This window comes from Paraburkholderia phymatum STM815, assembly GCF_000020045.1.
Classification (GTDB): domain Bacteria; phylum Pseudomonadota; class Gammaproteobacteria; order Burkholderiales; family Burkholderiaceae; genus Paraburkholderia; species Paraburkholderia phymatum.
Map to the genome: position 1 here is coordinate 1,865,538 of NC_010623.1, position 13,983 is coordinate 1,879,520.

Here is a 13,983-nt window from a genome sequence, read left to right on the forward strand (position 1 = left end):
CGTGACGACGCGCGCATGGCCGATGCGTCATTGTGCGCTTCGGGGTTTTCCGCTCTGATCAGGCGATGCCTGCATGCCAAGCTCCGCGCCCGTTTCGGGATCGGTGGACGGATCGGACATCAGCCGCTGGCTCATCGCGTCGAGCGCGCTCTTCTGCGTGCCATCGAGCTTGACGGACGCGGTGCCGTCACCGCCGCCTGCCGTCAGTGGCGGATCTTCGACCAGTTGCAGCCCCGTCCCCTGATTCCAGGGCCCCGGAACTGGCGGCTCTCCATGAGACATCTTGTAGTAAACGCTCGCGAACTCGGGCACGGGCGGCATCTTGCCCGGCGGGAAGTTGCCCGCGATCGAGTACAGCGCCTTTTCGAACGACTTCTGATGCGACACTTCCCGTGTCATCAGGAAGCCGAGCGCGTCGCGCACGCCAGGGTCGTCGCTAACGTTGATCAGCCGCTCGTAGATGATCTTCGCGCGCGCTTCGGCTGCGATATTCGAACGCAGGTCGGCAGTCGGCTCGCCGATCGTGTCGATATAGGCGGCCGTCCACGGCACGCCCGCGGAGTTCGTGAGCGGCGTGCCCGCGCCGTACAGCACCTGCGTCACGTGGCTGTCATTGCCCGCGCCGTTGATCTTGCGATATAACTCGGCCTGCTCATCGACAGCTTCGGCCAGCTCGCCCTTCGCGCCTCGATTGAGCATCGCGACGATCGAGCCGATGATCTCCAGGTGACTGAGTTCTTCTGTGGCGATGTCGTAAAGCATGTCCTTGCGGCCGGGATCTTCTTCGGTGACGGCTTGGGTGAAATAGCGCATGGCTGCAGCAAGCTCGCCTTGCGGTCCGCCAAACTGTTCCAGCAAAAGATTGGCGAGACCGGGGTTGGTATCGGTGACGCGAACCGTGTACTGCAGACGCTTGTTGTGCACGAACATTGTGACCTCCTTAAGGTTGGCTTAAGCCAACCGTCACCGCGCAATCGCTGTTCCACTGCAGCGCTCGACGAGTCTGCCGCCTGCCATTAGACCGTCGACGATCGTAAGGCGCGTTGCGACGGCGGCGCTTGTGTCGACCTGCGTCGACGGATATCGATGAGGCAACTGCCTTGCGGCGCGAGTTCGAATGTGAACGCAATGCGCTGCGCGACACGATGGTTGGCGAGATCGCGTTGCCAGCGGCGTTCATCGCGTCGTGCTTCGCGTTCACCCGCTATTCCATGCGAAAGTCGATCTTCGGTGCGTGTGCAACGGCAAAACGCTGGCGTCAATGCCGCCGCTTCCACGTGGGCAGACCCAATGCGGCCGCACCGAGTGTCGGCGTGGCCATCCAACCAGGTGAAGCGCGGCGCTTGTGTAAAGACTGCTTTCATCGACGTAACGCTTACGCGGCGATCGTTCGAGCGTGCGTACAAGCGAAAGCTCGCCGAAGAAGCGGCCGGCGGTGGAGAACTTCGTGGTCACGTGGATGACGTAGTCGTCCGCTGTATCCGGACGAAACTTCCCGGTCGGGTTGACGAGCAGTCTCCGGCGTACCATTTCATGCTCTTCAAAGTTCGTCGTCCGTGTCCGATGCGTCGATGGCGGCCTTCGCCCGCGCGACCGATGCGTCGACGGTGCCATTGTTGCGTTGTCGCCTGTTGGCCTTCTCCGCGAGTTTCAGATAAGCATCGGCGATACGGCGCAGGTCATCTTCCGATGCGTCTTCGATTCCAATCAACTTGTTGCTTGCGGCATGATGGGACGCAAGCAGTTCATTGAGCTTCAGATGGACAGCCACGCTGTCCTTGTTCTGGCTTTGCTGGATGAGAAAGACCATCAGGAAGGTGACGATGGTGGTCCCTGTATTGATCACTAACTGCCAGGCGTCCGAATAGTGGAAGAGCGGCCCCGAAACAAGCCACGCGACAATAGCGATAACGGCTACGCCGAACGCGACGGGCGAGCCTGCCCAGCGCGTGACGGTCGACGCGAATCTGTCGAACGCTCGCGTGACGGGATGTCGCGCGGCATAGGCGGGGCTCGACGTATCCGGTACTGACTGGAGCCGGTCGGCGGCATGCCGGTTCGAGCGCATGGAATCCTCCTCGAGCGAAGTTGCCCAAAAGGTTGCCCTTCAAGGCAGTCGAGTGACTGCCCGTGTGTTGCCGCGGCGGCGCGGCTTTCGAGGCGGTCAGCAATCGCTATGCCGAAGTGCGTTTGCTTTCCGCCGACCGGCTTTTCGCGCGGTTCGCAGAAGAGTGCGGAGTGCGCAGCGCGCGCGGTACGACGCATGCTCACTCAATGTCGACAGCTCCGGGGACGATGCGCTTGTCGTCTGAAGCACTGCACTGGGCTGTCAGGTGTTGTTTTGAACGAGGCCCGCATTGCGAGCCTCTCTTTGTTCCATCGGCCACTTCGTGAGCTCAGGGCTTCAGTACGACCTTGATGCATCCGTCTTCCTTGTCGCGAAACGTCTCGTACATCGCCGGACCGTTTTCGAGCGCGACCGTATGGGTGATCACGAATGACGGGTCGATCTGGCCGTCCTGTATCCGGCGCAAGAGATCGTCGGTCCAGCGATTCACGTGCGTTTGGCCCATGCGCCACGTGAGTCCCTTGTTCATCGACGCGCCGAAAGGAATCTTGTCGATCAGCCCGCCGTAGACGCCCGGCACGGAAAGCACGCCTGCGGGCCGGCAAACATAGATCATTTCGCGCAGCACATGCGGGCGGTCCGTTTCGAGCATGACGGCCTGCTTGGCTCGGTCGTAGATGGCATCGAAGGAGCGGGTTGCGTGCGACTCCATGCCGACAGCGTCGATACATTTTTCCGGACCTTTGCCCTGAGTGAGCTCCGCCAGCCGGTCCAGCACGCTGTCTTCCTTGAAGTTGATCGGTATCGCGCCGCCTGCGCGGGCCATCTCGAGACGCTCGGGAACCCAGTCGATGGCGATGACCTGGCGCGCGCCCAGCAGCACGGCGCTGCGGATCGCCATCTGACCGACTGGGCCGGCGCCCCAGATCGCCACCGTATCGGCAGGTTCGATGTCGCATTGCACGGCAGCTTGCCAGCCGGTCGGAAAGATGTCGCCGAGAAACAGCACCTGCTCGTCGCTCAGGCCGTCGGGAATCTTCACGTGGGTTTTATCGGCAAACGGAACGCGGACGAACTCGGCCTGCCCACCGGGATAGCCGCCCGTCAAATGGGTGTAGCCAAACAGGCCGGCCGTCGTGTGGCCAAAGAGTTTGTCGGCCGCATCGCGATTGCGATTGCTCCTCTCGCACACAGAGAAATTGCCGCGTTTGCATTGATCGCACTCGCCGCAGATGATGGTGAACGGCACGACGACGCGGTCCCCCACTTTGAGCGCCGCGTTCTCCTTGCCGACTTCGACGACTTCGCCCATGAACTCGTGTCCCATGATGTCGCCGGACTTCATGCCTGGCATGAAGCCATCGAACAGATGCAAATCCGATCCGCAGATAGCACAGCTGGACACCTTGACGATTGCGTCGCGTGGATGTTCGATAATCGGATCGGGTACCGTGTCGCACCGTATGTCTTTCTTGCCGTGCCATGTCAGGGCTCGCATGCGTCTCTCCTCAAGGGAAATAGTGGGGATCGGTGGCGGCTACCCATTCAGAGGTTGGTCGGATTGCCCGGATCGGTCTTGCCTTTTTCGGCGTTTTCCATCTGATCGCCCAGGTCCTTGCGGTTATCGCCTTCGGTGATCTGCGCTTCGCCTTTGAGCTTCCTCGCGTCGTTGCCGGTGATCGAGCCCACGCCCTTGTTGACGTAGCCCTTCAATTCTTCCTTGATCCCTTCCGTTTTATCGTTAGCCATTTCGTTCTCCGTGTGTGTTGATGGCGCGAGGCGCCGGGTTTTGAGTGACGCCGCTTGAGAGCCGATTGCATACCTCGTGCCGCAACGCGTGCCCCACGGCGACATCGCGCGTGTACGCAACCGTGGGGTTACGGATAGTCGCGAACCATGCATCGGCGCAATTGCGCACACCGAAATCTCGCGATGGCGCAAATGAGCCGCGAGCGAATCCGGACCGGTTGCGGCATATGGGGCGCGCCGCACGGCGCAATGTGCGAATTCTCGGGGCTGCCCGTGCGCCGCGGCGACGTTGTTATTCGCCGCGGCGGCATAAACGGGAGGCGGCAGTCAACGGTGACCGGGTCATGCCGGCAGCGCAGCTCGCAGTTGTCGAAGCGGCAGAGAACCGGAAAAGCTACGCCACCTTTCCACGAAGGTTACGTCGGGCAGGCCGCCATCATGGCCGGACGTACCGCTCGCGAGCGGGGGAGACGTCGCGTTCGGCGTTGGCATTGCCCTTTTCGAAGGGGGGCTGATGACGGAAGCCCGCGCCGCCCGAGACGATCGCGATGATCGCGCCGACGACCAGGGCCGCGAAGGAGTACCAGCTGGCCCTCGCAACACCGCGTGCTGCGGTGTCGGCTGTTTGTCTGGCCTGCTGCTCTGCCTCGGGACTGGAGGCCATGGAGGCGGCAGAAGCGGCAGCCGCCTGCAGCTGCTCTCTGGCCGAGTTTAAAACGGGCACGCCCGGTCCCTGCTGATTGACCGCCGTCGCGCTGACCTGCGCTCCCGCGGCAGCCATGTTGCCGGCAGTACTCACGGTTCCCGCCAGGATGGACGTCATGCCGTATGCGACCAGCAGTGTCATGACGGCCCACGACAGCAGACCGTGAAGCCACCCGAGAACGGGAGCGCAGCGACCGGCGAAATAAGACCCGACGAAAACTGCAAGCACCGTCGAGACGATCATCCAGATGCCTGAACCCAGGCCGAAGCCCTGCAATGGATGCGGTTTCGATAGCGGCGCGAGCAGAGATGCGCCGATGGCCGCGCCAAGCACGCTCAAGACAAGATAGACGATCATCGACAGGATCACGCCCGCTATGACAGGACCCCATGACAGCCGGGGCAGGCCGTCGCGAGTGATGAGAAGTCTCATGGTTTTCTCCCAGGAGTAAGGTTGGGCAACGTATGACTTCCCCGGCGACGGGTGTCCGCGGGGCCAAGTCGCTTGCGCAAGCGCTATGCCGCGTGCCAGTCGTCTACTCAGCGAGGCATGCGCCATGCTCATCATCGACGACACTTCGACGGAGGCGGGCCCTTGACGTGGTAACCGCATCGTCTTCCGCAGTTGATATCGGCGACCTTATAGTTGGGATGGCGAAACGATGAATAAAAGAAATAGCGCGCTTGGTTACGTGATGCTCGGATGCCAGTTGAGTATCTGGCTGGTCGCTGCTCTGTGGTCCATCGTCGGGTAGCCACGATTTGCGAGTTCGACGAAAGGAACCGAAATGCATGCTTGCCCTAGAGGTCGAAATGTTCGGCTGATCGCGCTCGGCGCAGCGCTTGCGTCGAGCGGCGCTATTCTGTTCGGTCGCGGTGTGTCGCTTGTCGCAGCGGGAGGGAGCTGGTACTACGTCTTCGCCGGGGCGGGACTCATGGCGGCGGGCCTCAGTCTGGCGACCGCCCGTATCTGGGTGCGCGGCGGGTATGCCGTTTTCCTTTTTATTGCCCTGCAGTGGGCGTTCGCCGAAGTCGGATCGTCACCAGGGTTGCTGGAAGCACGCATGATCGTCGCAGTGGCGGCGGGCGCGGTGCTGCTGTTGCCTGTGGTAGGCCGCGACCTGCGCGCAACGCCTTGCGGAGCGTCATGCCTGATTGCGCGTGCGGAACGCGCGAACTTGTGGCACGAGGCAGCCCCCGCGGCGCTCGCGGCGAGTGTACTGCTGAGTGTCACGGTGTGCGGCGTCGGGATTGGCGTGGGCTGACAGGCGCCAGAACAATGGGGCGAAATGCACACCCGACGTCGGCAGTATCGTAGCCCGAGTCAGAACGCGCGCTGATTGGGGGCAGAAAGCGCTGCGGCCTCGTCCGTCCAGAATCCATCTGTCGCGCGATCGTTACGGTAACTTGCGACTGCGCAAAAAAGAAAGGGTCACACATCACTCTCAGATAGAAAACGCGACGCGAACAGCATCACGAACGTGAGGATCGCAATCCCGGTAAGGATGCCCGCAAGACGCATCATCGCGGGATGCGGATCGGCTGACCATGCGTGGTCCTGCACGAAGACCATGATGAACGCGATCGTGAACTGCCGCCCGACATAGCTCGCGCCCTGCGTGCCCGTCTGCACGTGACAGCCCGCCCACACACCAGCGGCCAGCGCGAGCAGAGACGGCAGGATCTGACCTTGCATCAGCGGCAGCAGCGCGATGCCAACCGCGCCCGCGATGACGCACCCCAGCACGCGCTGCACCATCTTGTCGGCGACGGGCTTCTGGGAGCGCACGAGGATCGATGTCGGCGGCAAAATCAGCACCGCGATCGTCGTCACGAGTGCCTGCGCAAAGCCGGGCAGATCGAATGCATACGTGAGCGCCGCGAGTATCGCCACCGCGACGCCCGCCTGCACGGCGAGCACCATGCGCGCGTGGCGCAGCGCTTCGAAGGCGGGTGGTGCGGCGTTCGCGCAAGCCGCCGCTGCCGCCGCGACTTTCGATGCGGGGCGGCGTCGCTGGTACCACTGCATCCCGACATGAAACGCGCCCGACACGACGAGGCACGCGAACGTGCCGACGCACACCTCCGCCACGCGCAGCATCGCAAACGAAGCTGTCGGGCCGAACAACAGCAGTTCGTGCGCCTGATAAGTGACCATCACCCACGTGATGCCGCCGAGCACCCACGCATACGATGCCGACGAACCATTCGCGCGGTACACGCAGACGGCGCTGATGGCCCCCAATACCGGCACGAAGAGCCACGGACGGTCGCCGATGATGGGGCCGACGAGCGTGCCGAGCAGCCCGCCGGCGATCGTGCCGAGCACGCGATGCAGCGCGCGTTCGGCCGAAGCCGAGAAGCGCGTCTGCATCACGGCGAAGCCGCTGATGGCAGCCCACCACGTATGGGGCAGATGAAGCAGATGCGCGAGCGCCACCGATAGCACCACCGAGATCACCGCTTCGACGCCGAACAGCGCGCGTTCGGGCGTTGGCTTCCAGGCAGCGAGTTCACGGCCTAGCGCAACGATCGCATCGCGGCCGATCTGCCGGAATATGTGGGCGCGCATCGAGTCCCGCCGGAACGGAGTGCGGCGCTAGCGCGTCGCGATTGCGGCCGCGGCGCCCGCCATCATCGCCGCGCTGGTGCGGTTTGCGATTTTTACCGCGCGGCGGCTGGTCAGCAGCGTGCGCGCTTTGGTGGCAAGCAGCGCCCAGAGGAAATCGACGGTCATCAGCACGGCGAGCATCGTCAGCGTGAGTTCGAGCCACGCGAATGTGCCGACGCGCGATACGTCGACGAGCGTCGGCAGCAGCGCGAGATAGAACACCATGATCTTGGGATTGCCGAGCGTCACCATCAGCCCCGCGACGAACATACGCCACGCCGACTGGCCGCGTGGCAACGCGCCTGCATGAACATCGGTGGGCGCGCGCCACATCTTCCACGCGAGAAACAGCAGATAGCACACGCCCGCAAATTTAAGCGCGATGAACACCAGTGCGAAGGTGTGCGCGACGACGGCCAGCCCGGCGACCGCGCAGGTGAGCCACAGCGCTTCGCCGATCCACATCGCGGCGAGGAACGGCAGCACGTCCCGGAAGCCGTTGGTGAGCACGCGCGCGACGAGGGCCGCGATACTGGGGCCGGGCGAGCCCGCCGCGACGATCAGCGCGAGCGCGAAGACGAGAAGACCGGAAAGCGCCATTGAACGACTCCTTTGCGAGCGTGTCTCCCGCTGGATTATATCGGCGTGTCGCGTGGCGTTCGTTCGAGTGGGGAGAAAACGGGCGCGCCGGGTTGTATTGCGCGGGCGGGCGGTGTCAATATGTTCGCTGGTGGAAAGCCTCGCGTGATGCATACGATGTCAATGCCCGAAATCCATTATCGAAACGCCGTACCCGAAGACGTTGCGTCTATTCGCGTGGTCGAATACGAGGCGGCGCAGCGTTTCGTGAGCGTCGGGCTGACGGGCATCGCGGCCGCCCGGCCGATGGATGCGCCGTTCGTGCTAAAGAAGGTAAGGGCGTCGGAAGTCATCGTCGCGCAATGCGATGGCGTGTGCGTTGGCTTCGTGATGTTCGCGATGCTGAACGCACGCATCTATGTCGAAGCGCTCGACGTAGTGCCCCAGCATGCCGGCCGCCGCATCGGCGCGGCGTTGCTCGGTCAGGTCGACGCAAGGGCGCGCGCGGCTGGCGCGACGCACGTCGAACTGTCGACGTTCCGTCATGTGCCTTGGAACGCGCCGTATTACCAGCGGCTCGGTTTCAGTATTCTCGAAGACGGCGAACTCGATGCCGCGTTGCTGCGCATTCGCAAGCTGCGGGTTGCGCGCGGTGTCGACGAAACGAAGCGCGTTTTCATGCGGCGCGCGGTGAAGCCCGCCGGGTCAAATACGGGCCACGAATGAAAAACGCGGCGGGGATGGTTCCCGCCGCGTTCCTGATGCGATCTGCCGTGGCTGGCGTAGCGCGTTTTTTAGTTCACCGTTTCCAGTGAAGGATAGTCGGTGTAGCCTTCTGCGCCTTGCGCGTAGAAGGTTGCGGGAACCGGCTCGTTCAGCGGCGCATCCAGTTCGAAGCGGCGCACGAGGTCCGGGTTCGCGATATACAGCTTGCCCCATGCAACAGCATCCGCTTCGCCCGAGTCCAGCAGCTTTTGCGCGCTTTCCTTCGTGAACTTCTCGTTGGCGATGTACACGCCGCCGAATTCCTTTTTCAGTTGCGGGCCGAGGCGGTCCTCGCCGAGCGCTTCCCGTGCCGCGATGAATGCGATCTTGCGCTTGCCGACTTCACGCGCCACATAGCCAAAGGTCGCTGCCGCATCGGAATCGCCCATCGTGTGCGAATCGCCGCGCGGTGCGAGGTGCAGGCCGACGCGATCCGCGCCCCACACATCGATACAGGCATCCGTGACTTCGAGCATCAGGCGCGCGCGGTTTTCGATCGAGCCGCCATACGCGTCCGTGCGCTTGTTCGTGCTGTCCTGCAGGAACTGGTCGAGCAGATAGCCGTTAGCACCATGCACTTCGACGCCGTCGAAGCCGGCCTTCTTCGCGTTCTCCGCGCCCTTGCGATAGGCCGCGACGATGCCGGGGATCTCCGAGATGTCGAGCGCGCGAGGCGTCACGTACGGACGCTGCGGACGCACCAGGCTGACGTGGCCTTCCGGCGCGATTGCACTCGGCGCAACGGGCAGTTCGCCCTCCAGGAAAACCGGGTCGGACACGCGGCCGACGTGCCACAGCTGCAGGAAAATCTTGCCGCCTGCATCGTGCACGGCTTGCGTGACGAGCTTCCAGCCTTCGACCTGTTCGTCCGACCAGATGCCCGGCGTATCCGCGTAGCCGAGACCTTGCGGCGTGACGGACGTGGCCTCCGAGATGATCAGGCCGGCGCTCGCTCGCTCCGCGTAATACTTCGCCATCAGCGCGTTGGGCACGCGCACGTCGCCGGCGCGCTGACGCGTGAGCGGCGCCATGACGATGCGATTCTTCAGTGTGACAGCGCCAATCTGGAGGGGGTCGAAAAGAGTCGGCATGTTGTTTCAATCCTTGCGGGCGCCTGGCCCGTGTATGTCAAGACTGCGTTCTGGAAGAGCGAAGACGCGGACGCGCCGTCAGAGATCCGCATTCATGTGCGCGAGAAACGCCTCGATGACGGCCTCGTTGCGCTTGAAGAACACCCATTGGCCCACGCGCTTCGACGTGATCAGTCCCGCGCGCTGCAATGTGGCGAGATGCGCGGACACCGTGGACTGCGACAGACTGCAGCAGTCGTCGAACTGACCCGCACAGACGCCGTGCTCGTACGACAGCTCCTGTTCCGGAAAATACTTCTCCGGCTCGCGCAGCTTCGCAAGAATCACGCGACGTGCCGGGTTGGCCAGCGCCTTGTGGATCGCGTCTATGTCGAGTTCGGTGGACTTTGGGTTGCGCTTCGTGCTCATGAAAATGCGGGCAGACTCTCTGGCCGGGACGTCGGCATCTGCATCGCTATGGGCCGAATCTTATATCGGATTTTCCCGATATGCACGGAAGGCCTTACTTGCAATGGGGGTGATAGTCTGGGCGAGCAAAAAAGCCTGCATCTCTGTCGAACCACGCGTTTTGCACAAAAAGGCCTGAACTTCTCATGCCACATTATGAGATAAAGCCGTAAATGGCTGTTTTAATTGAAGAAATATCCAGTTGCAGTATGTGGCGAACTAACTCAATGTTGAGCAAAACGATCCAATAGGTGCAAGAGAATAAATCAATAGTCCTAAATAAATGGCTGCACTTTCTCACTGGGATGAGGCTTAGCTGAATTGATTCGGTTTGCCTCCGCTTTCGTATGAAAGATGGGATGCTGTCCGAGGCGTGTCTATGCGATCTCTATGCGGCTGCGACAGTGAAGCGAATGCACTTTATTCGGCTGACGATCGTCGCCCCATCTGACGTCCCGTCAGGTCTGGGATACGCATACAAACGCGGTATTTCTCGCCGAGCTGCTGCGGGTAACGAAGGTCAACGGCAAGACAGTGCGGTTTGTTCGCGTTGCCATTTGGTATCGAAAATCCAGATCTGAAATCGCTGGCGTACTATATCGTGTCAAATGTATAGGCAAATGGTCGGCTTCTGTCTGTTGCTTATGCAAAAAAACTTCCGTCGTCACCAGCTCGCGAGGGGATCGCCGTAAAATTCCTGTTGCGCCACCTCGAGTACCCATGCCGGATCTTTTGTAAAGACTTCTGCTGGCAAGGAGCCGTGGAGAAGCGCGTGCGGTGAATACAGCCAAAATGCCCGTCGCCATCCGCTACGATCGCCATCATCGGGTAGGATCGAAAGCAGTTCGGCCACTTCCGGCCGCAGCGTGCCGAACCTGTCAAACTGGAACTCCGGATAAACAAACCGACGCTGTGGCTCGGACCAGACGCCGAGGAGCAAACCGGCTTCGCGCGCCAGCGACACGCTTTGCTCTGGCGCCGAACGTGGTGAAATTCCGACGAGTTCGGCAATTCCCCGATCATCTGGCCAGCCTTTTCCTAGCAGCTCGTTAAGGAAGTCGATCGCCGCCTGATTCAGATCATTGGATGAGTTCATGGACAGGGTTGTGACTTATAAATGATATAGAGCTTTTGCCTCGTACAGCTCTGCGGTGGCTTTCTATGTCGATGGTCTTCCGAATGCTGGCAACTCGATTCTAGACTACGAGCAAAGAAACCAGACATCGATCAGTCGCCCGTATCAGGTTCAAAACCGCGTCGTCATTGGCCAGGGATCGCTAACACTCACCAGCCTCCTTCGAGCAAGCGGCTGGGCGCATCCAGTCTGCGACGCAAGACAACTGACGCGAACAGAATCTTCGCACTGGCGCATCGCGTGGTCCGCATTGATTTGACTTCCGGTCAAAATAGGTTGAAAGCAGTCTCTGGGCATCGTGCGCGATGGCCATTGTCGATGTTAGCGAGTCGGCAGTTCTTTCGAATTGGTGCGATAGCCAGTTAGATGAGTTCAAAGCGAAACGGGGTGAGCCCGTCCCATATCCGTCAGTCCCTTACCAAAGCGATGCTCGAACGAATGGATTCTGACGGAAGATACGATTCCAGTGTTCGAAAAGCTGCTTGCATTACACGACGCACAACTGGCTGTTGCGCCCCTGCACAAGGTCGTCGACGCCGAGCGTCAGCTTCGACGATTCCTCGCTGGAACGGCGCCTTCTCCCATTCCATGACCCAATGCAATCGGTCTCTGAACATTCAGAGATAACGTCATATCGGGACCGGATACGAGACGGTGGCGTACGCTGCAATTGCGTGACGCTATCGCGCCGTTGCCGCAGCAGTCAAGCGGAGAAACACGAAGTCGGAAATATTCGTGTGCGCGGTTGCGCACCGTTTGGGATTGCGCTTCCGAGTGCAAGCGGAGCCATTTCCGGTGGCTCTCCTGCGCATCGCGTGTAGACTTCGATGTTTCTGTGATCGAGAACAGGGGAGGCTTGCCATGCCCCTTTTTTGCGCATCACGCTACAACCTTTCTCCATGACAGGGAAATCGCCGACCGCGATGCCGATGCCGCTATCGGTCTGCGACCGAGCCCCGGAAAGCTTGATGATGGATGGAAAAACTGACTTATGAACTCAAGTGAAATCGAAATCCTCCACCACGAGCCTCAATTTATAACCCGGGTCACATACCCGCTAGCAGTCCGGAATCGCGGCGAACCCGCGGGGCGCCTTCAGCGCATGTCGGTGCATTCGTTGTCCACGACGATGCTGGACCTCGCTACCGCCCGTATCCTCAGCATGATGGAGGTTTTCGGTTTTATGGGCGTGAGGCTTGATTTGGGCCTGAGGATCATGTCAGTGATCGTCTGCGAAACCCGTGAGCCTGATGCTGCGCGCGGCTGGTCCCCGAGTACGAACGACGCCGACTGGCGATACCTGAGCGGCCGGCTCGGCGTCGCGGCCGAATATAGCGGGCTTTCTCAAGATTTGAGTCTGCGCGCCATCGTCGCAGCTCACCTCAGTGACCCGGTCGATATTCCCGTCTGGTTCTTGCCTGACTGAATCAGGCCGGACACGTGCGCCCGAGGTGCGGATGTTGCGAGACGACCGAAGAGATCACGCCGGTGCGTCCTCAATAAGACTCGCTAGCGACGCCGCATGGAGTGCGTTTCCCGATATCTGTTGAGCGTAAAAATGAACGTCTTTAAATTGCGGCAAGGTGAACAGGACTCTCGTGCCTTGTCGATCGTCGGTTTCCACCTTGCAACGAGCAAAAAATACCCGTGGTATCAGACACGCAACGGGAAGACATTGCACTACGCCGTTTGTCCCGAGTGCGATAACCCTATTCACATCGTGAATCTGGACGTTGATAGCAAGGTCGACACTGACGGACGGAGCTTGCCGCTTTACGCCAAGCACGCTGCCGTCGATATTGCGGGAATTGGCACGTTTGACAGGGACGCCTATGAAGACTGCTCGCTCGCGAATCCTGCGTCGCTAAACGGCGGAAACAAGACGCGTCGACCCGGTACGGTCACCGCAGAGATATGCGAGATGTTGATGGATCATGCCGACGCGATCCAATACATGATCGAACGATTTCTGGGCGCGTCGGTGTCCGATCAGCTCTTCGCATCGATTCTTGAAAAATTTCACAGGCAGGAAGGGTATCTCTACCGGGAAGTCAGCACATCGAACCTGCCTTATGCGTTGCTCTACATGGCCGGCAACCAGCTGGCTACCGGTTGCTCACCGAAAGCGGGTTCGCCGTTCGCCAGGGCGCTCACAGCGAGCACCCATTTCGAACTGACTGCAAAAGGATGGATCAAGCGGAAAGCTGGTTCAAATGCACAGTTGCGCTTTTTCGTCACCGACCACGTCGTTAGAAAGTCGGCTTCGACAAACGAGCAGACGATGATGCTCGTCGTCGACGAAGAGGTTTCCGGCCAGTCGCATCGGCTGTTGCGTGAAGGGGTAAAACTCGAAATCGACTTCTTCCGTAATCTGCTAGGCAAGCGAATGCGTCTACGCGAGATGGCGCACAAGGAATTCGCAGGAATTAGTCACAGTGTCGATTGATGGCGCGATCCGATCGGCATGAGGTGTGTGATCGTCCGCGGCGCTCGCTTCAGGATCATCAGATCGCGTCTGTCGTAGGCGGCGGTCCCTGAACTGCCGACCCATGCCCGATCGTCGTTGCTGTGTCGCTGCCGCTGTTCAGCTATCGAGGCTTACGTCGACCGCACGATCGGAGCCGCGTCGAAGCAGCGTTGCAACCGAGATTCCGTATAACTCCGCCAGTTGACCAGCCGGGGAGCGGCTGGCCAGTTCGCACCACGCTCGAATCGGCTGACGGATTCGGCGGCCAGACGTTCTGCCGCCTCCTCCAGCGTGAGCGTAACATCGGCACGAGCAACCAATCCGTAAGCCATGTTGCCCATTACTAGGCTTCGATCCGTGCACGGA

15 protein-coding genes are annotated in these 13,983 nt (G+C 60.8%); 4 read left to right on the forward strand and 11 right to left on the reverse strand.

The features are described from left to right. Positions 1–27: 27 nt before the first annotated feature. From BPHY_RS24085 to BPHY_RS24110, 5 genes are all read right to left on the reverse strand, one after another. Positions 28–930, reverse strand: a complete 903-nt coding sequence (locus tag BPHY_RS24085; protein WP_012404075.1) for a manganese catalase family protein — start codon at positions 928–930, stop codon at positions 28–30. Positions 931–1,540: 610 nt separating this feature from the next. After that, positions 1,541–2,068, reverse strand: a complete 528-nt coding sequence (locus BPHY_RS24095) for a low affinity iron permease family protein (RefSeq protein WP_012404077.1) — start codon at positions 2,066–2,068, stop codon at positions 1,541–1,543. Between the two features lie 328 nt (positions 2,069–2,396). Further along, entirely contained in the window at positions 2,397–3,566 is a 1,170-nt protein-coding gene (locus BPHY_RS24100; RefSeq protein ID WP_012404078.1) for a zinc-dependent alcohol dehydrogenase, read from the reverse strand. A gap of 47 nt (positions 3,567–3,613) precedes the next feature. Continuing rightward, on the reverse strand, positions 3,614–3,817 hold the full coding sequence (locus BPHY_RS24105; RefSeq protein WP_012404079.1) for a CsbD family protein: 204 nt from the start codon (positions 3,815–3,817) through the stop codon (positions 3,614–3,616). 436 nt (positions 3,818–4,253) lie between these two features. Beyond that, the gene (locus tag BPHY_RS24110) at positions 4,254–4,955 is read right to left on the reverse strand and encodes a TIGR04086 family membrane protein (protein ID WP_012404080.1); all 702 of its coding nucleotides are present in this window, start codon (positions 4,953–4,955) and stop codon (positions 4,254–4,256) included. A 355-nt stretch (positions 4,956–5,310) separates the two neighbouring features. Here BPHY_RS24110 and BPHY_RS24115 point away from each other — a divergent pair, with 355 nt between their 5' ends. Beyond that, positions 5,311–5,787, forward strand: a complete 477-nt coding sequence (locus BPHY_RS24115; RefSeq protein WP_012404081.1) for a hypothetical protein — start codon at positions 5,311–5,313, stop codon at positions 5,785–5,787. Between the two features lie 167 nt (positions 5,788–5,954). Here the strand turns inward: BPHY_RS24115 and BPHY_RS24120 are convergent, their stop codons facing one another. Together BPHY_RS24120 and BPHY_RS24125 are read right to left on the reverse strand one after the other, a co-directional pair. Next, positions 5,955–7,094 carry an FUSC family protein gene (locus BPHY_RS24120; RefSeq protein WP_012404082.1) on the reverse strand — a complete coding sequence of 380 codons (1,140 nt, stop codon included), beginning with the start codon at positions 7,092–7,094 and terminating at the stop codon, positions 5,955–5,957. A gap of 27 nt (positions 7,095–7,121) precedes the next feature. Continuing rightward, positions 7,122–7,733, reverse strand: a complete 612-nt coding sequence (locus tag BPHY_RS24125) for a LysE family translocator (protein WP_012404083.1) — start codon at positions 7,731–7,733, stop codon at positions 7,122–7,124. 156 nt (positions 7,734–7,889) lie between these two features. Here BPHY_RS24125 and BPHY_RS24130 point away from each other — a divergent pair, with 156 nt between their 5' ends. Next, entirely contained in the window at positions 7,890–8,438 is a 549-nt protein-coding gene (locus tag BPHY_RS24130; RefSeq protein ID WP_012404084.1) for a GNAT family N-acetyltransferase, read from the forward strand. A gap of 68 nt (positions 8,439–8,506) precedes the next feature. Here BPHY_RS24130 and BPHY_RS24135 read toward each other — a convergent pair whose 3' ends face one another. The 3 genes from BPHY_RS24135 to BPHY_RS24145 form a co-directional block, all read right to left on the reverse strand. Further along, positions 8,507–9,568 (reverse strand): alkene reductase, encoded by a 1,062-nt coding sequence (locus tag BPHY_RS24135; protein ID WP_012404085.1) that lies wholly within the window; start codon positions 9,566–9,568, stop codon positions 8,507–8,509. A 78-nt stretch (positions 9,569–9,646) separates the two neighbouring features. After that, the gene (locus BPHY_RS24140; protein WP_012404086.1) at positions 9,647–9,976 is read right to left on the reverse strand and encodes an ArsR/SmtB family transcription factor; all 330 of its coding nucleotides are present in this window, start codon (positions 9,974–9,976) and stop codon (positions 9,647–9,649) included. 703 nt (positions 9,977–10,679) lie between these two features. Next, positions 10,680–11,111, reverse strand: a complete 432-nt coding sequence (locus BPHY_RS24145; protein ID WP_012404087.1) for a hypothetical protein — start codon at positions 11,109–11,111, stop codon at positions 10,680–10,682. A 1,030-nt stretch (positions 11,112–12,141) separates the two neighbouring features. On the opposite strand from BPHY_RS24145, the gene BPHY_RS24150 reads away from it, so the two are divergent. Continuing rightward, entirely contained in the window at positions 12,142–12,576 is a 435-nt protein-coding gene (locus BPHY_RS24150) for a hypothetical protein (RefSeq protein ID WP_012404088.1), read from the forward strand. A gap of 132 nt (positions 12,577–12,708) precedes the next feature. Continuing rightward, entirely contained in the window at positions 12,709–13,596 is an 888-nt protein-coding gene (locus BPHY_RS24155; RefSeq protein ID WP_157686693.1) for a hypothetical protein, read from the forward strand. A gap of 152 nt (positions 13,597–13,748) precedes the next feature. Here the strand turns inward: BPHY_RS24155 and BPHY_RS24160 are convergent, their stop codons facing one another. Next, entirely contained in the window at positions 13,749–13,958 is a 210-nt protein-coding gene (locus BPHY_RS24160) for a hypothetical protein (RefSeq protein WP_041764653.1), read from the reverse strand. Positions 13,959–13,983: the final 25 nt, after the last annotated feature.